The sequence below is a fragment of the Heliophilum fasciatum genome, from assembly GCF_004341395.1.
GTDB classification, from domain to species: Bacteria; Bacillota; Desulfitobacteriia; order Heliobacteriales; family Heliobacteriaceae; genus Heliophilum; species Heliophilum fasciatum.
This window is the reverse complement of the sequence record NZ_SLXT01000027.1, coordinates 1-19039: the sequence shown is the minus strand read 5'-3', so window position 1 is coordinate 19039 and position 19039 is coordinate 1. Positions and strand designations below refer to the sequence as shown.

General features: G+C 54.8%; 17 protein-coding genes. 2 read left to right on the top strand and 15 right to left on the bottom strand.

All coding sequences use genetic code 11. From position 1 onward, the window contains the following. Positions 1-45: 45 nt before the first annotated feature. The 8 genes from EDD73_RS12130 to EDD73_RS12095 all read right to left on the bottom strand — a co-directional run bounded on the left by EDD73_RS12130 (position 46) and on the right by EDD73_RS12095 (position 8447). Complete coding sequence (locus EDD73_RS12130; protein WP_131920321.1) at positions 46-606, bottom strand: acyltransferase; 561 nt, start codon at positions 604-606, stop codon at positions 46-48. Beyond that, positions 606-1571, bottom strand: coding sequence for a DNA-binding protein WhiA (gene whiA, locus EDD73_RS12125; protein WP_131920319.1), 966 nt, complete (start codon positions 1569-1571; stop codon positions 606-608). Before whiA ends, EDD73_RS12130 begins: the two co-directional genes overlap by 1 nt. 7 nt (positions 1572-1578) lie before the next feature. Continuing rightward, positions 1579-2964 (bottom strand): gluconeogenesis factor YvcK family protein, encoded by a 1386-nt coding sequence (locus EDD73_RS12120; protein ID WP_131920317.1) that lies wholly within the window; start codon positions 2962-2964, stop codon positions 1579-1581. After that, positions 2961-3857: an RNase adapter RapZ gene (gene rapZ, locus EDD73_RS12115; protein ID WP_131920315.1), complete on the bottom strand. Its 897-nt coding sequence runs from the start codon at positions 3855-3857 to the stop codon at positions 2961-2963. Before rapZ ends, EDD73_RS12120 begins: the two co-directional genes overlap by 4 nt. 218 nt (positions 3858-4075) lie before the next feature. After that, the gene (locus EDD73_RS12110) at positions 4076-5071 is read right to left on the bottom strand and encodes an ROK family protein (RefSeq protein WP_165876497.1); all 996 of its coding nucleotides are present in this window, start codon (positions 5069-5071) and stop codon (positions 4076-4078) included. A gap of 4 nt (positions 5072-5075) precedes the next feature. Continuing rightward, entirely contained in the window at positions 5076-6617 is a 1542-nt protein-coding gene (gene malQ, locus EDD73_RS12105) for a 4-alpha-glucanotransferase (RefSeq protein WP_131920310.1), read from the bottom strand. Between the two features lie 13 nt (positions 6618-6630). Further along, complete coding sequence (locus EDD73_RS12100) at positions 6631-8208, bottom strand: alpha-amylase family glycosyl hydrolase (protein WP_165876496.1); 1578 nt, start codon at positions 8206-8208, stop codon at positions 6631-6633. A 17-nt stretch (positions 8209-8225) separates the two neighbouring features. After that, a complete protein-coding gene (locus EDD73_RS12095; protein WP_131920306.1) occupies positions 8226-8447 on the bottom strand; it encodes a hypothetical protein in 222 nt (73 codons plus the stop codon). A 129-nt stretch (positions 8448-8576) separates the two neighbouring features. On the opposite strand from EDD73_RS12095, the gene EDD73_RS12090 reads away from it, so the two are divergent. Then, positions 8577-9470, top strand: a complete 894-nt coding sequence (locus EDD73_RS12090; protein WP_131920304.1) for a GGDEF domain-containing protein — start codon at positions 8577-8579, stop codon at positions 9468-9470. Between the two features lie 94 nt (positions 9471-9564). Here EDD73_RS12090 and EDD73_RS12085 read toward each other — a convergent pair whose 3' ends face one another. Beyond that, positions 9565-9912, bottom strand: a complete 348-nt coding sequence (locus EDD73_RS12085) for a phage holin family protein (protein WP_131920302.1) — start codon at positions 9910-9912, stop codon at positions 9565-9567. 11 nt (positions 9913-9923) lie between these two features. Then, positions 9924-11813 carry an excinuclease ABC subunit UvrC gene (gene uvrC, locus EDD73_RS12080; RefSeq protein WP_131920300.1) on the bottom strand — a complete coding sequence of 630 codons (1890 nt, stop codon included), beginning with the start codon at positions 11811-11813 and terminating at the stop codon, positions 9924-9926. 207 nt (positions 11814-12020) lie between these two features. On the opposite strand from uvrC, the gene EDD73_RS12075 reads away from it, so the two are divergent. Continuing rightward, the gene (locus tag EDD73_RS12075; protein WP_131920298.1) at positions 12021-13367 is read left to right on the top strand and encodes a glucose-6-phosphate isomerase; all 1347 of its coding nucleotides are present in this window, start codon (positions 12021-12023) and stop codon (positions 13365-13367) included. Positions 13368-13480: 113 nt separating this feature from the next. Here the strand turns inward: EDD73_RS12075 and EDD73_RS12070 are convergent, their stop codons facing one another. The 5 genes from EDD73_RS12070 to EDD73_RS12050 all read right to left on the bottom strand — a co-directional run bounded on the left by EDD73_RS12070 (position 13481) and on the right by EDD73_RS12050 (position 18850). Further along, positions 13481-14377, bottom strand: a complete 897-nt coding sequence (locus tag EDD73_RS12070) for a cation diffusion facilitator family transporter (RefSeq protein WP_243116911.1) — start codon at positions 14375-14377, stop codon at positions 13481-13483. Between the two features lie 395 nt (positions 14378-14772). Beyond that, a complete protein-coding gene (locus EDD73_RS12065) occupies positions 14773-15573 on the bottom strand; it encodes an ABC transporter ATP-binding protein (RefSeq protein WP_131920293.1) in 801 nt (266 codons plus the stop codon). A gap of 114 nt (positions 15574-15687) precedes the next feature. Continuing rightward, positions 15688-16830 carry an ABC transporter permease gene (locus tag EDD73_RS12060; RefSeq protein WP_131920353.1) on the bottom strand — a complete coding sequence of 381 codons (1143 nt, stop codon included), beginning with the start codon at positions 16828-16830 and terminating at the stop codon, positions 15688-15690. A 28-nt stretch (positions 16831-16858) separates the two neighbouring features. Further along, the gene (locus tag EDD73_RS12055; protein ID WP_131920351.1) at positions 16859-17617 is read right to left on the bottom strand and encodes an ABC transporter ATP-binding protein; all 759 of its coding nucleotides are present in this window, start codon (positions 17615-17617) and stop codon (positions 16859-16861) included. 90 nt (positions 17618-17707) lie between these two features. Next, positions 17708-18850 (bottom strand): HlyD family secretion protein, encoded by a 1143-nt coding sequence (locus EDD73_RS12050; protein WP_131920291.1) that lies wholly within the window; start codon positions 18848-18850, stop codon positions 17708-17710. Positions 18851-19039 lie beyond the last annotated feature (189 nt).

The following is a 19039-nucleotide window of genomic DNA, read 5'->3' as shown; positions in this document are numbered from 1 at the left end:
GTATGTGATGGAAATCCGCCCAAACGATACATGTTTTCCATAGATTTAACGTACCCGGCACGCTTCTGCAGCTCCCGGTGATCGGCCATGGACCGCTTCTTCACCGTCACCTTGGCGATAATAGGGTGTACGAATCACCCGCGCCGGCACACCGCCCACGAGCGTATTGGCCGGCACGTCGGCAGTGACGACGGAACCGGCGGCAATCACCGCTCGCTCACCGATCTCGATTCCCGGCAGCAAGGTGCAGTTGGCACCGATGACCACACGATCACCGATCACCACGTCACCGACACGATACTCCCGGAGCAGGTATTCATGGGCGAGAATCGTCGTGTTATAACCAATGACACAATCTTCACCGATGCGTATCCGCTCAGGGTACAAGATATCCACCATCACCATTAACGCTACGGAGGTATCTTTCCCGACTTGCATCCCTAAAAAACGCCTGTAGAATAAGTTTTTTAAACGAAGGAAGGGCGTGTACCGCGACAGCCAGATAACGATAAAATTTTTAAACACGCGCCAGTACGGCACGTGCTCATAGACATAATGAAGCGAATTTTTTTCTTCGACAGGGTAAATGGTGGTGCGCCGTGCCATCAGTGCTCTCCTTCCGGGTTACTCTTGCCGGAAACGCCCAGTTGTTCGGCCAGGGCTTCGAGCTTGCGAAAGCGATGGTTGACACCGGATTTGCCCACCGGCGGTGTCAGCATCTGGCCCAACTCTTTTAAGCTGGCGTCAGGATACTGCAAGCGCAGTTCGGCGATTTCTTTAAGCGGTGCCGGCAGGGAATCCACACTGATGCGGCTCATCAACGCTTCGATCAGCTCTTTTTGGCGGAGCGATGCCGATACGGTTTTGTTGAGGTTCGCCGTCTCACAGTTGACAAGGCGGTTCACTTGGTTGCGCATGCCTTTGACGATGCGTACATTCTCAAAACTGAACAACGCCGTATGGGCGCCGATGATGTTGAGCATCTCCACAATCTGATCGCTTTCTTTGAGATAAACAATGTACCAGCCTTTCCGCTGGCTGATCTTGGCGGCCAGCTCAAAGCGCTGCAGCAGTTCGCAGATCGTTTTGGCATGGTGCTCATCATTGGTGATGATCTCCAGGTGGTAGGCCCCTTCCGGACTGTTAACGGAACCACCGCCTAAAAAAGCGCCTCGCAAATAAGCGCGCCGGCAACAGTGCCGCTTGAGCATCCCTTCATCAGGCTCTAAGGAGAAATTCCCCTCCTGGTCCATGATGCCCAGCGCTTGCAGTACGTTTTGACTGTCGATTCGTGCCGGCAGTGAGATCACGTAGACATTGCTTTTTTTCAACCGCCGTTTGTGCCGCACCATGATCTGCGTTTGCAAGCCAAAGACGGCTTTGATCAAACGAAAGATCTTGCGGGCCACGCTGGCACTTTCGGTGGTGATCGTCAAGGCCACATGGTGTTCGGCGCTGATCTGCAAGGAGCCGTCCATGCGAAAAAGGGCCGATAACTCGGCCAATTGACAACAACGCTTTTCCGCCAGTACGCGGGCCAGCTCTTCTTTGGTTTCTACGGAAAAAGACACGATTGTTTCACTCCTGGGTAAAAACCTTGGGATTCGTCGTGGTGCCCGGCGTAACCTTGCTGCGCGACAATTTACGCTTGAACAAAAGGCCATCGATAAAACCGACGCCGCTTTGCAAACCTTTTTCCCGCAAGACCAGCCGCATGACCGTCTGCGCCAAGCGCACCGGATCATGGCGGACCAGGTTCTCTTTATTGATCAACCGCGCCCGCACCACATGACATTGCATGCGTTCGAGGTTTTTATAATCCACCGTGACCGGCCGCTGCCCTTTGCGCTGGTATTTGAGCAGCAGGTCTCTCGGTACGCCTTCGGTGTTGACAATGACCTGATCGATCAAACCGGCCCCGCAATGGCGGTCAAAAACGGCCACATGCTGGGCTGCCGAAAAGCCGTCAGTCTCCCCGGGCTGGGTCATCACATTACAAACGTAGACTTTCGGTGCCTTGCTGCGGCGCAGCGCATCGCCCATCCCTTGGACCAATAAGTTCGGCAAGACGCTGGTGTACAAACTGCCCGGTCCAAGGATAATCGCATCGGCTTCGGCAATCGCTTGCAGCGCCTGCGGCACCGGCGGGCATTCCGGCGGATCGCAAAAAACGCGCTTGATGCCTTCGCCGGCCGAAGTGATCGACGATTCCCCCCGCACGATCCGGCCGCTCATCAATTCCGCGCAAAGCGTCACGTTGGCCAGCGTCGACGGCAATACTCGACCGCGTACCGCCAAGACCTTACTGAGCAGCGCCACCGCTTTGTCAAAAGCACCAGCCGAACGGGCGGCTCCGGCTAACAACAGATTGCCCAGGTTATGGCCGGTCAACCCATGGCCTTGATCAAAACGATAATTAAGCACTTGCTCCATCTCGGCTTCCGTATCGGCCAAGGCGATCATGCAGTTGCGCACATCACCGGGCGCAACGATGCCCAGATCATCCCGGAGCCGCCCGGAACTGCCGCCGTCATCGGCAACGGTGACAATGGCCGTTACGTTCGATGTGTATTCCTTGAGCCCACGCAGGAGTACGGACAGGCCCGTCCCACCGCCGATGACGACGATTTTCGGTCCCCGTTCACGGGACCGGCGCCGGTACAGCACTTCCACAAAGCGTGCTTCCATCTCCGGTGTTAAGGCCTCAAAGATGGAACTCATCAAGGCATTAAAGCCAAAGACATGCAGCACCAGGCCGATGAGAAATACGGACAACGCAAAAACGGCCAGCGTCGATCCCGGCAAGCCGTACGACATGTGGCGCAGTTTATTTTCCAGATACCCAAAAAACTCGCCGTCAAATAACAAAGACATGCTGATCCCGAGCAAGAGAAAGCCGATAAAAGAAACGAACAACCATCGTTTGACCTTAAGTCCCGGATAGAACCACATCAGCCATTTCACGGTCGCTCATCGCCCTTTCGATCCTTGGTAATATCACGATGTTTTACAGTGATGACGATTTCCTGTTTGGCCAGCGCCGCTGCCAGTCGGTTCGTCAACGTCACCGAACGATGCTGACCGCCGGTACAGCCGATGCCCACCACCAAGTGGGTCTTCCCCTCTTTGATGTAGCGGGGGATCAAAAAGCGCAGCAGCGAATAATACTTGCGTAAAAATACTTTGCTGATCGGCGATTGCATCACATAGCTTTGCACCGGCTCATCATTACCGGTCAAAGCCCGTAATTCCGGAATATAGTAGGGATTCGGCAAAAATCGCACGTCCACGAGCAAATCGGCATCGCGGGGAATGCCGTACTTATAGCCAAAGGACATGACCGTCACTTGCAGTTGATTGCTTTGCTCTTCTTGTCCGAACTGTTCGATCACTTGATTTTTCAATTGACTGGCACTGAGATCGGACGTGTCGATCACTTTGTTGGCCGCCCCTCGCAGGTGAGACAGCATTTTTCGTTCCAGCTTGATGCCTTCACTGATCCGGCCCGATTCGGAAAGCGGGTGGCGCCGCCGTGATTCTTTGAAGCGGCGAATCAGCGTTTCATCAGATGCTTCCAAAAAGAGAACTTCCAGATCGATCCCCAGGCCCCGCAGTGACTCCATGCCGTCATTGATGCTGGCAAAAAATTCGCCCCCCCGGATATCGATCACCAGGGCGATTTTGCGGATCTTGCCCTTGGATTGAACGACCAGTTCACCAAACTTGGGCAGGAGATTGGGCGGTAAATTGTCAACACAGAAAAAGCCCAGATCCTCTAACGCACGCACCGCTTGGGACTTCCCGGCCCCTGACAGTCCGGTAATCACGACAACACGGATTTTTGACTTTTCGTCCATCGCGAGGCCTCCTGTCTCTTCCCCTTTGATCATGTCGCCAGGAAACAAGGGCTTTCCCGGCTGCTTTTTTGCTGCCCGAGCCCTTTTGATTGTAGCATATTTTTTAGCCTCGTGGCTTCAAATTCCACTAACCTTGCAATCATATGTAAAAAACAAGAGCAGCGATGGCGAGGTTTCCCGCGCTCACGCTGCTCTTGCTGCCGAACCGGTCGGTCCGATCATTTGCCCCTTGTTGGATCTTTATCCGGCCTGCTGCCAGTTGCTGCGGCCTGAAAAACAGCCCCAGCGGCGCCCATCATGCCGGCTTGATTGCCCAGTTCGGCCGGCACCAAGGCACAATCGGCCACCGACGCCGGCCAGGCCATCTGCTTCACCACTTCACGCAGCGGTGTTAACAGGACCTCGCCGGCAGCGGCCACACCGCCACCGATAATGATGCGCTCGGGATTCAAGAGATTGATCAAGTTGGCCAAGCTCCATCCCAGATAAAAAGCTGTTTTTTCTACAACAGCCGCCGCCAATGCGTCACCTCGGGCAGCCAGTGCAAAAATCAATTTAGGATTTAATTCCTGGCCACGCATCACGCTGCCCCGATCGGAATGAGCTAACAGATCGTGGGCCGTCCGCACAATGCCGCCGATGCCGGCCCGTGTTTCCAAGCACCCTTGCCGTCCGCAGGTACAACGCCAACCTTCCGGCTCGACACAGACATGACCGAATTCACCGGCAGCGCCGCTAATTCCCCGGTGTAGGCGTCCGTCCAAGATCAGACCGCAACCGATGCCCGTGCCCACCGTAATCATGGCCACCGTCGCCGCGCCCCGGCCGGCTCCCTGCCATTGCTCACCCAGGGCGGCCAAGTTTGCGTCATTTTCCAGCACCAGCGGGAGATTCATTTCCCGCCGCAAATCCGCACCGAGCGGCTTTTCCCGCCAGTGTAAGTTCGGGGCCAAGGTGACCACTTCCGGATAGCCGGGACGAAGCGTACCGGGGATCCCGATGCCCACACCGGCTACTTGTTCCTGCCCTGCGTCGGCGCAAAACGTTGCAACCATCCCCAGCAACTGCTCTTTGACCGCATCGTACCCTTTGTCGACCTGCGTCACCGCCGTTTGCCGTGCTTTGATTTGTCCCGAACGATCAATCAGGGCACCTTTAATCGATGTACCGCCCAGATCAATGGCAATCGCCAGCGGCGATGCTTGCTGACTCAAATGGCTACGCCTCCCCATCGGGCTCATTACCAACCCTTTTATCCGCTACCGGCTGCCTGCCGTAAAGGCAGGTCAAGTGGGCCAGCCGTTCCAACTGCTCCGGTGTACACGCTGCCCAAGTAAAGCGCCAGGCCCAATTGCCGCCCATCTTGCCCGGCAGATTCATCCGGCCCTCGCTGCCGATGCCCAGCACATCTTGCCAGGGGAATAAGGCCGTATTGGCAACAGTCGCCATGCCTAACCGGATAAAATCCCAGACGCCGTCACGACCGTCACTGTTCATGTAGTCCAGCGCCAACGCCCGGTCCTCCGGGGACGCTGCCTCCAGCCATCCCCGGGTCGTATCATTATCATGGGTTCCCGTATAAACAACACAATTGCGCTCGTACCGGTAGGGAATAAAATCGCTCGTTTCCCGCGAATCAAAAGCAAACTGTAACAGCTTAATGCCGGGAAAACCAAAGTGATCGCGCAACTGAATCACTTCGTCAGTGATTACGCCGAGATCTTCGGCAATCACCGGCAAGGATCCGCCGAAGGCATCGGTCAGCGCTTGAAAAAGCGCCTCACCCGGCGCCAGCTTCCAAGCACCGTTGATGGCCGTTTTTTCCCCATAGGGAACGGCCCAGTAAGCTTGAAACCCGCGAAAATGATCGAGGCGCACAATATCGACGAACGTCAAGGTATGGCGAAAACGGTCCACCCACCAGGCAAAATTCTGTTTGCTCAGTTGCGCCCAGTCATAGATCGGGTTGCCCCAGAGCTGTCCTTCTTCGCTGAAGTAATCCGGGGGTACACCGCCGACTTCGGCCGGTACACCGTTACTATCGAGCACAAACAAATGGCGTTGGCTCCACGTATCGGCGCTGTCCCAGGCGACATAGATCGGCATATCACCGATAAAGCACACACCTTGCTCAGCCCCATAGGCTTTTAAGGCGGCCCACTGCTGAAAAAAGAAATATTGTTCGCCTTGATAGTAGGCGACCCGTGCTTGCAGGTCGGCACGCCCCTGTACATAGGCACGCCCGGCATCAACGCCATCTCGGGCCACGGTCCAGTCTGTCCAGGCCACGCCACCCTGGTCTTCTTTGATCGCCATAAACAACGCGTACGGTTCCAACCAAGCAGCCTGAGCTGCGCAAAAATGCTCCCAAGCCTGGCGCCCTTCGCTTGACGCCAGGAAGCGCTCGACGGCGATGCGCAGACAATGACCCTTGGCCCGGCGTACAGCCTCATAATCCACCAAGGTACTTTCCGGATCGATGCCTTGCACGGCCTCGGCCACTTCATGCTCGCTGAGGAGTCCCGCATCAACCAGCATCTCCAGGCTGATCAATAAGGGATTACCGGCAAAAGCCGACAATGCCGAGTAGGGCGAATCGCCATACCCTAAAGGGCCAAGGGGAAGCACCTGCCAGTAGCGTTGCTTCCCTTCCTTTAACATATCGACAAAACGGTAGGCCGTCGGACCGAGGTCACCAATGCCGTGGGGTCCGGGCAAAGACGTGACATGCAGCAAGATTCCGCTGGCTCGTTCGTTCAACCGGTAAGCCCCCTTAGCGTTTTTTTCCGTTTTTCTTTTCTTTCCCGCTGACTGTTTTCGCTTGCTCTGGATGCGTCGGCTTCCGTAATTCCAGAATCAACGATTGCCACGGCGCCAGATGCAATTGCACTTCCTGGCGAACCCCATGGGAACCGACATGGATGCGTAAGCCTTTGCCGAGCACATCGTCAAGCTGGCCGCCTTCTTGGGCACAGGCATCAAGGATCGCCTGGGGCAATTCGATGTGCACTTCTTCTCCGGCAGCGTCGCCGTTAAAGTTAACCAGGATCAGCATGATCTGTTTCTCGGTTTGCCGGAGAAAAGCGACGACCCGCCCGCTGCTGGTGTTGACGAAGTGGATCGCACCTTTACGTAACGCTGTTTTGTCCCGGCGAATCGCCAGCACATGCTGATACCAGGCCTCCAAGGCGGAGTTTCCCTGCCGGTTCAATGGTTTGAAGGTCATCTCTTCGAAATTACCTTCAAACAGCGGCGGCCGCACCGTCTCTCCCCACTCTTGGCCAGCATAGATCATCGGCATGCCGGGCAGCGTCAATGCCAGCAAAAAAGCGGCTTGACTGCGTTCGATGCCGCCGTACATGACGGTAGCGCGAATCTCATCATGATTTTCCGTGTAGCGCATCATCCGGTAGCCTGCCGGATAGTGGCTGTTTTCCCACTCGATTTTATTCCGGATATAGGGCACTTCATAATAAGGATCGCCGTTGCGCACCTCATGATGTAACGTCTTGAGTTGGTTGTAAAGCTCGAAAGCGTATATCCCATCAAAGCCGGCTTGGACCAGTTCCGCCGTCCGCTCATAGGCTTCCGCTACAAAAGCTACATCGGGCTTCAAAGCTTTGACTCGAGAAATGGCCGTTTTCCAGAATTCCAGCGGCACCCAGTGGGCAAAATCGCAGCGATAGCCGTCAACGTCAAACTCGCGCACCCAGTATTCCAGCACACCGATCATATATTCCCACATGGCCTGGCGATCGCCGTCATCGTGGTACCACAATTGATCACCATGGGGCTTGCCGGCCACGGGAATCCCGTAATTCAGCTCCGCCGTGTCGGTCCAATCGTCAGCCGGGGCCAGGGGATAGTCACCGAGCAGGATCTGGCGGCGGGTCCCGTAAGGCCATAGAAACCATTCGGGATGATAGCCGCCTTTTTCCGGTGGATTGGCCGGATCCAACAGGACATTGTCGACAGCCGTATGATCGCCGACAAAATCAATGAGTACGCGCATCTTCAATTCATGGGCTTTCTTGACCAGGTTTTTGAACTGCTTGCGGCCCAGTTCATTCACTTTAGCTTCATCATCACGCTGCTTTTTGGAACAATCAACATATTCCGGCGCGATCGCTTTGAAGTCCCGAATCGCATAGGGAGAACCGGCCTCGCCCTTGCGCCGGATCTGACCGACAGGAAAAAAGGGCATGAGCCAGATCGTATTGATGCCCAGGTCACGTAACCGTGGCAGATCTTCCTGCACATCGGTAAAGGTGCCAAACTTGCCTTTTTCCTCACCATACACGCGCAAGTAGATCTGATAGATCACTGCATCGTCCATCCATGGCGTGTTCATCATGATCCCCTCCTTAATTATGATCTAACCATTTCGTTTTTTTCATTTCGTCTTCCTGCTCGTTGTTTATTTTTACCATGATAAAAAACAGCAGAGCTCGTCATTATTCTCCAGACTGCCCTGCCTTGATGCGATTTATCCAGTTTTTTCAGATATTCGCGATCGCCGATCGAAATCCTGCCTGATTCACCTACCGAGGCGTTTGCTTTTGTGCTTTTGCTGCACTCATCTTGCTGCATCTTTGTCTCAATGCTATTGTATTACTATACTTATTATTATACGAAGGTTTAACAAACTTAAATCCTGTGCTATCATAAAAATAGGAAACAATTTAAGCGGAAGGCAAATCATGGGAGGGTTGTTGCTCCATGACGAATTCGCATACAATTTTACTTGTGGACAACCGTCCGCAAGAAGCAATGCTGATTCAGGCGCTACTTCGAGAGAATAATTGGTTTTTCTCGATTCGCCATGTGAATCATTACTTCGAAGCCATTTCGTTTCTGACCAATGAGCCGATCACTTTGATGATCCTTGCCTTACATCACGCCAATGATCATGATATTGAAAATATCCATTATCTCCACGAACGCTTCCCCCATATTCCGTTGATCGTCCTCACCGACCAGATCGATCCGGCCCTGGCGATCCAAGCGATTCGTAAGGGCGCTCAGGACGTTCTGTGCAGCCATTTCCTTGATCCGGATCAACTGTCACTAGCGCTGCATTGTACCTTGGAACGACATCGCCGTCAGTATGAACTGTGTCAAATGGCCCTAATGGATGAACTGACGAGCTTATACAATCGGCGCGGCTTCTTACATTTAGGTGAACGTCATCTCCGGTTAGCCCAACGCGATCACCAGAACATGTTGCTTTTTTACATTGACTTGGACGACCTCAAACAGATTAACGACAAATTCGGTCACGCCGAAGGGGATCGCGCTTTGCTCGAGACGGGTCGATTGCTCCAGTCCACGTTCCGCACTTCGGACATTATCGCGCGCATCGGCGGCGATGAGTTCACCGTCTTGGCCCTGAACGCGGACACGGATGCCGATGTTGCCATGCTCATGCAACAGCGGCTCAGCCTCAACTTGCTCCATTTTAATCAGCAAGAACGGCTTCCCTATCGGCTCTCCTTCAGCATCGGTGTCACCACTTATGTGCCAGAACAAAAGGTGACCATTGATAAGTTGTTGAGTGTAGCCGACGAAAAAATGTACGCCGTTAAGCGGACCAAACATAATTACGGTGCCTGATTTCCCCCACGAATCAACGAAGCGATGGCAGTCTCTCTGACAGCCATCGCTTTTTTGCTACCTGTTACTCCCGATCTCGGTACTCCTTATCGCGTTACTCCCTATCGCGGACAAACCAGCTTAACATGGTGCTGGAAATGGCCAAGAATATCGAGCCAAAGAAAGCGGCGCCAAAACCGCTGACATCAAAACCGCGTACCAGCGAGGACACGAGCATCAGCATCAAGGCATTGATCACCAGCGTAAATAAACCTAAGGTCAGTAAGTTCACCGGCAACGTAAAGATGACAATGATCGGCCGGATCACTGCATTGACGACGCCCAGGACAAAGGCCGCAAACAGTGCCGCCATAAAGCCTTGAATCGCAATCCCCGGTATCAGCCATGCCGTTACGACCAAAGCCAGCGTGTTAAGCAGCCACCGTAGCACTAATGAATGCATCCCACCACCTCCTACCTGTTCGCCTGCGCTGCTTGCGCCTTGCGCAGGTGGGCAATAACCTGCTCCGCCAATTCCACGGTCATGCCTTCCACGGCCGCCACGTCCCGCTCCGGTGCGGCAGCGATGGCCGTCACGGAACCAAAGTGGCGCAAGAGCGCTGTTTTGCGTTTGGGACCGATACCGGGCACTTCATCCAGCAAGGACACCAATTGCGCTTTGCCCCGTAACTGCCGGTGATAGGTAATGGCAAAGCGGTGCGCTTCATCGCGAATCCGCTGCACCAGATAAAGCGCCTTGGAATGGCGCGGTAAGATGATCGGCTCCGGATTGCCCTCGGCAAAAAGCCATTCATTTTCCTTGGCTAGGCCAAAGGTCGCTATGCCCCCGTAGCCCAATTGATGCATCACTTCCCGCGCCGAACTGAGTTGCCCCTTGCCGCCGTCGATGATCACCAGGTCAGGCAGCACGGCAAACTTGGCGCTCATCGGATCGAGTCGTCCCGCTTCGATCTCCTCCGTTTCGGCGCGGGCCCGGGAAAAGCGCCGCGTCAACACTTCCTGCATGGAAGCAAAATCGTTGGGGCCTTCGACGGTACGAATGCGAAACCGCCGGTAATCGGCATTTTTCGGCGCGCCGCCTTCAAAGACGACCATCGACGCCACCGTCTCGGTGCCCATGGTGTTGGAAATATCGTAACATTCAATGCGCCAGGGGACTTCGTCCAAGTGAAGATAGCCCTGCAGGTCGAGCACCGCTTGTTCCGTCATCGATTTTTTGCGTTGCTGATCCTGCTCAGTTTGTTCTAAGGTCAGCAAGGCATTCTTGGCGACCATATCGATCAGTTGCTTTTTGTCGCCGCGCTTGGGCACACGCACTTCGACCTTTTTCCCGCGCTTATTCCGCAAAAACTGCGTAATCAGCACCGCCTCGGCTTCAGGCTCCAGCGCTGCTTGCAGCAAGATCGCTTCGGGAATGTAGTCCGTGCGGCTGTAGTATTGTTTGACAAAGGCCGTCAAGATCTCCGCCGGTTCCATCTCGGCCGTACCGCCGAGGAAAAAATGCTCCCGCCCGATCAACTTGCCGCCACGCACAAAAAACACTTGCACACAAGCTTGATCCAAGCCGCGGGCCATGGCGATCACATCTTCATCGGCTTGATCGGCCGAAAAGACTTTTTGCTTTTCCAAGACTTGCTCCAGCGCTTGAATCTGATCGCGCCGCTCAGCGGCCCGTTCAAAGTCCAGCTCCGCCGCCGCTTCCATCATTTCGGCACGGAGCCGCCGTAAGAGTTCATCTGTCTTGCCTTCTAAAAAAGCGAGAATATGATCGATCATCGCTCGGTACGTTCCCGGTTCCACCTCGCCGGAGCAAGGTGCCAAGCACCGGCCAATATGATGATTGAGACAGGGGCGCCGCCGCTGCTCCATCATTTGCCGGGAGCAGGTGCGCAGCGGAAAAAGCTGCCGTAATAGCTGTACCGTTTCTTTGACGGCGCCGGCCGACGGGTAGGGGCCAAAATACTTGGCGCCATCTTTCTCCAGACGCCGCGTGATCACCAAGCGCGGAAACCGTTCCTGCACATTGACCTTGATGTAGGGATAGGTTTTGTCATCGCGCAGCATGATGTTGTATTGAGGTTTATGTTGTTTAATTAAGTTACATTCTAAGATCAGCGCTTCCAACTCGGAATCGGTGACGATCGTCTCCAGATCATCAATATGGGAAACCAAGGCTTGCGTCTTGGCCGTGAGATTTTTCGCCGCCTGAAAATAGGAGCGCACCCGGTTTTTCAGATGGATCGCTTTGCCCACATAAATGACCTGTCCCTGGGCATCGCGCATCAAGTACACACCGGGCTTTTCCGGCAAGTGCTGTAGCTTTTCTTGGAGCCGTACGTTCACGCTCACTTCACCTCCTTCTTATGATACCACAGCCAAGTGCCTTCGCTTGCTTCCTGCTTTCGAAAAAGCCAACTGCCAAAAGATAACCGTAAAAAAACCCACCAAAAAGAGGATCGGGCACCTTCCATCGCGAACTTGGGAAATACTAGAATAGAACAGACTAATCGGGCTAAACAGGTTTACGCCAACAAGGAGGTTTTTCAAACTGTGAGTACCCAACTCCGCCTCGATCTGACCCATGCCGTAACCGACACCGATCTGCAACTGCTTCAACCCAACATCCTGGAAGCCCATGAACTTCTCCACAGCGGGCGCGGCGCCGGAAGCGAGTTCACCGGCTGGCTCGATCTGCCGTCCAGCTTTGACCGGGAAGAATTTATCCGCATCCAAAATGCGGCCGCCCGTATCCGCTGCGCTGCCGACGTCTTGATCGTCATCGGTATCGGCGGCTCCTACCTCGGCACCCGGGCCACCCTGGAATTGCTTTCCCATAGCTTCCATAACCAGTTGCCCCGTGACCGCCGACCTGGCACGGCCGTTTATTTTGCCGGCCACCAACTCAGTCCGACCTACCTCAATGATCTGATCGATATCATCGGCGACAAAGATGTGGTGATCAATGTGATCTCCAAATCGGGTACGACGACGGAACCGGCCATCGCCTTTCGCCACCTGCGCCAGTGGATGGAGCAAAAATACGGCCAAGCCGAAGCGCGGCGCCGCATCTATGCCACGACCGATCGCGCTCGCGGTGCCTTAAAGCAGTTGGCCGATGATGAAGGCTATGAAACCTTCGTTGTCCCCGACGATATCGGTGGACGCTACTCCGTGTTGACGGCCGTCGGCCTCCTGCCTATCGCTGCGGCCGGCATCGACATCAATGCCTTGATGGCCGGCGCCGCTGATGCCATGAATGCCTACCGTGAACCGTCGCTGGCGTCCAACGCTTGCTATCGCTATGCCGCTGCCCGCCAGCATCTCTACCGGCAGGGCAAATCGATTGAGGTGCTCGCCGCCTACGAACCGGGGACGCAATATCTCGTCGAGTGGTGGAAGCAGCTTTACGGTGAAAGTGAAGGCAAAGACAACAAAGGGCTTTTCCCGGCGTCGCTGCAGTTGACGACAGACTTGCACTCCATGGGCCAGTATATTCAAGACGGTTTGCGCCAGCTTTTTGAGACGGTGCTGACCTTCGACCGTCCGCGCCGGGACCTGCAGATTCCCCGTGTGGAAAGCGACGGTGATGGGCTGAATTTCCTCGCCGGCCAATCCATGCACTATGTCAACGAACGAGCCATGGCCGGTACCCTGCTCGCTCATGTTGACGGCGGCGTACCGAATATCCACATCGCCTTGCCGGAACCGGACGCTTATAACTTGGGCCATCTCTTTTACTTCTTTGAAAAAGCCTGCGCCATCAGCGGCTACATGCTGGGCGTCAACCCCTTTGACCAACCTGGTGTGGAATCGTACAAGAAAAACATGTTCGCCCTTCTGGGCAAGCCCGGCTACGAAGCGGCCAAAGCCGAACTGGAAAAACGCTTGCAGCGGTAAGTACGGATCGGCCGGTCACCCGGTTCCATCCGAAAAGATACCTGAAGAAAAAAAGGCGACGCGTACTGGGGGCCACTACCCCCGCGTACTGCGTTGCCTTTTTTTGATCAACTCTAACGATGGCGCCCTTCATCGGAACAACCGAAACATTCGCGCTCACAAGGCTCTTGATGAATGAGGACTTGCGCTTTCGGTGAGCGGAGTTGGATTTCATCTTCAATATTGTGGGCCAACTCATGAGCTTCCTGCATCGTTTGATGACGACAAACGACCAAATGCAAGTCCACATGCCGCTCGGCACCGGATCGCCGCGTCCGCAACTTATGAAACTCCTGAAAGCGATCGGCATACTGGTTGATACCTTCTTCGATCAGCTTTTCTTCTTCTTCCGGCAGCCGTGTGTCGAGCAACGGTAAAAACGATTCCCGCGTCAACTCCCACGACGCATGGATGATAAAAAATGCCACAGCAATGGCCGCTACCGGGTCAAGCCAACTTAAGCCCGTTACAGCGACGGCAATGAGTCCCACCACAACCCCCACCGATGTGTACACATCGGTCCGCAGGTGCAGGGCATCGGCTTGTAGCGCCACCGATTCCGTCTCCTTGCCTACTCGCATCAAGTACGTGGAGATAAACCAGTTCGTGATGGCTGAAACCGCCATCACCGCAATACCCCAACCGACCGTCTCCAGCGGCTGAGGATGGAGCAAGCGCTGAACTCCTTCATAGATGATCCAAATGGCCGCAACGAAGATCAACAATGCTTCAATCGTACCAGAAACATTCTCCATTTTGCCATGGCCATATTGATGACGCTCATCAGGCGGTTGCGCTGCCGCCCGCACCGCAAACAAAGCGATCATCGCCGCCACCAAGTCTAACGAGGAATGAATCCCTTCAGAGATCACACTGACCGATCCAATCATCCACCCGATGGCCAGCTTGCCACCGACCAAGACCGTATTCGAAATTACGGACAACCGGGCAGCCTTTACGGAAGCATCCAAAATACTACGACCCCTTTCTTGGCCCCGCCGGAACCTAACCTACGTTTTCTCTTTTTCTTCCCCACACCCATAACATTCCCGCCTGTCAACGAGTCCATCAAAAAGTCCATCAACAGGTCCACCACCGGCTTCATCCGCTCTCTATGGCCCTTCACGCCTTGCAAGGTTCTTTTATTATACTCGAATGCCCGATGAATGCTATGGGCAAAACGAAAAAATCTCATTTTTCTCTTCGATACTCATTTTCACTCTCATTTACGCCCATGTATGCGTCAGTGCCCATGTATGCGTCGGTAAAAATAAAACAGCCATGGACGCTCCTACTGTCCATGGCTGTTTTGTTGTTCCGATTTTATTTTGCCGACCTGCCTTTATTTTGCTAGCCCAATTTTATTTTACTGACCTGCCACCATCGCCAGAAATAAATCCTCCAGCGACTCCGCCACCGGGGTGACGTCATCCATCTTAACCCCCAGCATTCGGGCTCGCTCCAACTCAGCTTCATCCATCACAACGCGGACTTGCTTGGGCCGCTTCGCCAGTGCCCGCCAATCTCCCTGATAAAGCAACTGCCCCTCTTTGATGACGGCGATCTGATCGCAGATCGTCTCCAATTCACTGAGCAAATGGCTGTTGAGAAAAATCGTCTTTCCCTCCGCCTGCCACTGGAGAAGCAAATCACGCACTTCTTTACGCCCCACCGGATCCATGGCCGACGTGGGCTCATCAAGAAAAAGCAATTCCGGATCGGGCAACAGCGCGCAAGCCAGACCGATACGCTGCTGCATCCCCTTGCTGTACGTACCGACCTTTTGCTTGCGTTTCTCCGCTAATCCGACTTGGTTAAGCACCTTGTCAAGCCGTTCTTCCATTTCCCTTGCCGAAAGGCCAAACAGCACGCCATGCAAGCGCAAGAGATCTTCACCGGTCAGCCACTCATGATAACGGAAGTTTTCCGGCAAAAAGCCGACGCGCCGCCGCGCGCTGACATCCGTCACTGGCCGGCCCAAGATGGTCGCTTCCCCCGACGTCTTATGGAGCAGGCCGACCAGCACCTTGACGAGGGTGCTTTTCCCGGCTCCATTGGGACCTAAAAGGCCAAAGATCGAACCACGGGGCACTTGCAGAGAAATTCCCTGGCAACCGCCCCGTTCGCCATAGGTCTTCGTAAGTTGCTTTGTTTCAATCGCCCACATCGGCGCCACTCCTACCGTACCGGCAAACTGACCGTGCTCACGAACATACTGTTGCCGGCCGCTTCTTTTGATCGCCTCCTATTGTTCACCATCGTTCCCCTGATTATGCCCAGATTAATCGAGATTTTTCTTAAACTTCTTCATGGCCAGCGTCAAGATCCCCACCAGGAACACCAGCAAGATCAGCGTATCCTGCCAAAGATACTCCAGGCCTACGCCTTTTAAGAAGATCCCGCGCATGATCGTTATATAATAGGTCAGCGGGATCATCCCGCCAAGAGCTTGCAAAAAAAGCGGCATCGTTTCTCGGGGAAAGATAAAGCCGGAAAGCAAGATCGACGGCAACACCAACAGCACCGTCATCTGCATCGCTTGAATCTGCGTGCTGGCAATGGTGGAGATCAACAGGCCGATGGCCAAGATGGTCACCAGGAACAAAATCGACAACAAGATCAAGAGCACCCAACTGCCTTGCGGTACCACGTCAAACCAAAAGATCGCCATCAGCAGCGCTACTGCAAAGGCCACAAAACCGATGCCGACAAAAGGCACGAGCTTGCCCAGAAGCAGTTCCACCGGACGAATCGGCGTGACCACCAGTTGTTCCATGGTGCCCCGCTCTTTTTCCCGCACCAGGGAAAAGGCTGTCAGCAAGGCGATGACGTTTTGCAGGATCAGCCCGATCAGTGCCGGGATATTGAAAAGCGTCGATTTCATCTCCGGGTTGTACCAGACCCGTGTCTCCACTTCGATGGGCCGGCCGATAGCGCCGCCCAGGCCCTGCAGGTTCATGCGCTCACTTTGCAACTGCCAGGCCCGTTCCGTGCCGACCGCTTGCACTGCCGAAAGGGCCGCCCGCGCCGTCGTGGGATCGGCACCGTCGACAAACACTTGCAGCGTTGCCGTGTCGCCACCTTGAATCGCCTTCCCGTAATCGGGCGGGATGATCAAGGCCGCCCGTGCTTTAGCGCTGTTCATGGCGTCTTCAATTTCCCCGTAGCCCTGCACATACTGATCGGGATCGAGATAGGTGGAGTTACGCAATGCCTGCACCACCTCACGACTGTCCGCCGTCATCGACTGATCCCAGACAACCATGGGGATGTGATCGACGTCCGTATTCACGGCATAGCCAAAGAGCAACAGCATGACCACCGGCATGACGACGGCCATGATCACGCTTGGCACATCCCGCTTGGTTTGGATAAACTCTTTTTTCAAGACCGCCATAAACCGTGTCCAGCTAAATCCCGCCACCGGCACCATCCTCTCTTGGGTCGTTCGATCAGCGCCCTCGTTGATTCCGGGGGTCATCAACGGCCTCCCGCTCGACAAAATAAACAAAAAGATCATCCAACGTCGCTTTTTGCTCCCGTGCTTTCATCTCGGCCGGCGGGCCAAAGGCGATCAACTGCCCGTAGAAGATAAAGCCCAGGTAATCACACGTCTCGGCTTCATCCATATAATGGGTGCTGACGAGCACCGTCATGCCTTCCTTGGCCAATTGTCGGATGATCTGCCAAAAGACCCGCCGCGATACGGGATCGACACCGGCCGTCGGTTCGTCCAACACCAGCAGTTTCGGCCCATGGAGGATCGCACAGGCCAAAGCCACACGCTGCTTCCAGCCACCGGAAAGCGATGCTACCAGTTGGTCCATGCGCTCGGCCAGATTGATCCGTGCCACCGTCCGCGCTTTATCGTTCGCTGCCGTTTCCCCGCTGAGGTTGTAGATCCCCCCATAAAAATCAATGTTTTCTTCCACCGTCAAGTCATCGTAAAGGCTGAATTTTTGCGTCATATAGCCGATATGTTGCTTGATCTCTTCCGGTTGCTTGTACACATCATACCCAAGCACTTGCGCCGTACCCTCGGAAGGAATCGAAACACCGCAGAGCATGCGGATGGTCGTTGTCTTGCCGGCGCCATTGGGGCCGACAAACCCCATGATCGTCCCTGCCGGCAGATCAAAACTCACGTTTTGCACGGCTGTATATTTACCAAAACGCTTACCTAAACCACGGCACTGGATCGCCAGTTCCACGGCCTTCACCTTCCCGCCCATTCCATGATTCCATCGTTCTCAATCTCTGCCCGTTGTTGCTGTTTGTTGAGCAGGCAGCATTTTTCGGCGTTAGGGAAACCGAACATCGGCAGGCATCCCGGGCTTCAGTTGCTCCCCGCCTTCGCGCACCTGAACTTTCACGGCGAAAACCAGCGTCGTTCGCGCTTCTTTGGTCTGCATGTTGCGCGGCGTAAATTCCGCCTTTTCACTGATGTGAGTGACCACACCGGCAAAGTGTTGTCCGGGATAGGCATCGACGGTGATTTGCGCCTCGGCACCGACCGCCACGGTACCCAGTTTGGCTTCCGGTACGTAGACTTTGACCCAAAGATCCCGTTCATTGAGGATGGTCGCGATGCGGCTGCCGGTTGAAACAACTTGTCCTAACTCAACATGCTGATGAAGCACCCGGCCATTGACCGGCGAAGCGATCTCCAGTTTTTGCAGCGTCAATTCCGCTTGCCGCAGCCGTTCCTGCGCCCCCTGAACAGCCGCTTTTTGCGCTTCAATGGCGGCACCGGTGGCGCCAGCTAGGGCCAGATCGAGCCCGGCCTGTGCCGAGGCAACCTGCGCTTGCGCACTTTCTACCTGCGCCCGCACGCTGGCAAGCTGCGCTTCCGTTCCGGCCAGTTGGGTTTTGGCAACTTCGTATTTGTTGACCTGCAGATCATAGTCCCGTTGACTTAAAGCACCGCCTTCATAGAGCGCTTGCACTTCTTGCAGCCGCTTGGTTTCATGGGCTAGATTGGTGCGATCCCGTTCCAGATTGGCTTCATACTGCGCCTGCACAGCTCGGACTTGATCGGCATTGGCCCGAAACTGCTCGCGGTTGGCTTGCAAGCGCCGCACTTCTTCGGCCCGACTGCCGCCAAGCAGATCGGTCAGCTTCGCTTCCCCTTGCCGTACTTCGGCTTGCGCAGCGGCCACGGCGATTTTGGCGGCGCGATCATCCATGCGGGCGATCACATCACCGACATGAACTTCCTGGCCTTCTTCGACAAGGATCTCTGTTACCCGCCCACCGTTCTCCGGCTGCACCGGTACCATCGTCCCTTCCAGCGTACCCGAATATTCTGCGACGGCCGGGCGAAACCAGTTCCAGCCTGATGCTGCGCCCGTTTGTGCCCCGCCGCTGGCCAGCGCCACCGTTCCTACCAAACCGATGAGCAATAGCGCCACACCGGCGATCGCGATCTGACGTTTTTTCTCCATCGCTAGCCCTCCTCTTCCGATCTTCAAGATTAGGATCTAGTCCATTGTTGCCCCCTCATCATCGCTGTCCTCATCATTCTATAAAGCAATATCTGAGTCTGTCTAAAAACCTCCGCATCCCAAGGGTCGATTCATAAAACTCAGTATTCAATGGTATTTTGTGCCATTTAAAGGTATTTTGGCTTCGCT

Coding starts and splice junctions, on each gene's coding strand:
- EDD73_RS12130 (WP_131920321.1), bottom strand. CDS start 606: ATGGCACGGCGCACCACCATTTACCCTGTCGAAGAAAAAAATTCGCTT.
- rapZ (WP_131920315.1), bottom strand. CDS start 3,857: ATGGACGAAAAGTCAAAAATCCGTGTTGTCGTGATTACCGGACTGTCA.
- EDD73_RS12100 (WP_165876496.1), bottom strand. CDS start 8,208: ATGAACACGCCATGGATGGACGATGCAGTGATCTATCAGATCTACTTG.
- EDD73_RS12095 (WP_131920306.1), bottom strand. CDS start 8,447: ATGCAGCAAGATGAGTGCAGCAAAAGCACAAAAGCAAACGCCTCGGTA.
- EDD73_RS12090 (WP_131920304.1), top strand. CDS start 8,577: ATGACGAATTCGCATACAATTTTACTTGTGGACAACCGTCCGCAAGAA.
- EDD73_RS12085 (WP_131920302.1), bottom strand. CDS start 9,912: ATGCATTCATTAGTGCTACGGTGGCTGCTTAACACGCTGGCTTTGGTC.
- EDD73_RS12065 (WP_131920293.1), bottom strand. CDS start 15,573: ATGTGGGCGATTGAAACAAAGCAACTTACGAAGACCTATGGCGAACGG.
- EDD73_RS12050 (WP_131920291.1), bottom strand. CDS start 18,850: ATGGAGAAAAAACGTCAGATCGCGATCGCCGGTGTGGCGCTATTGCTC.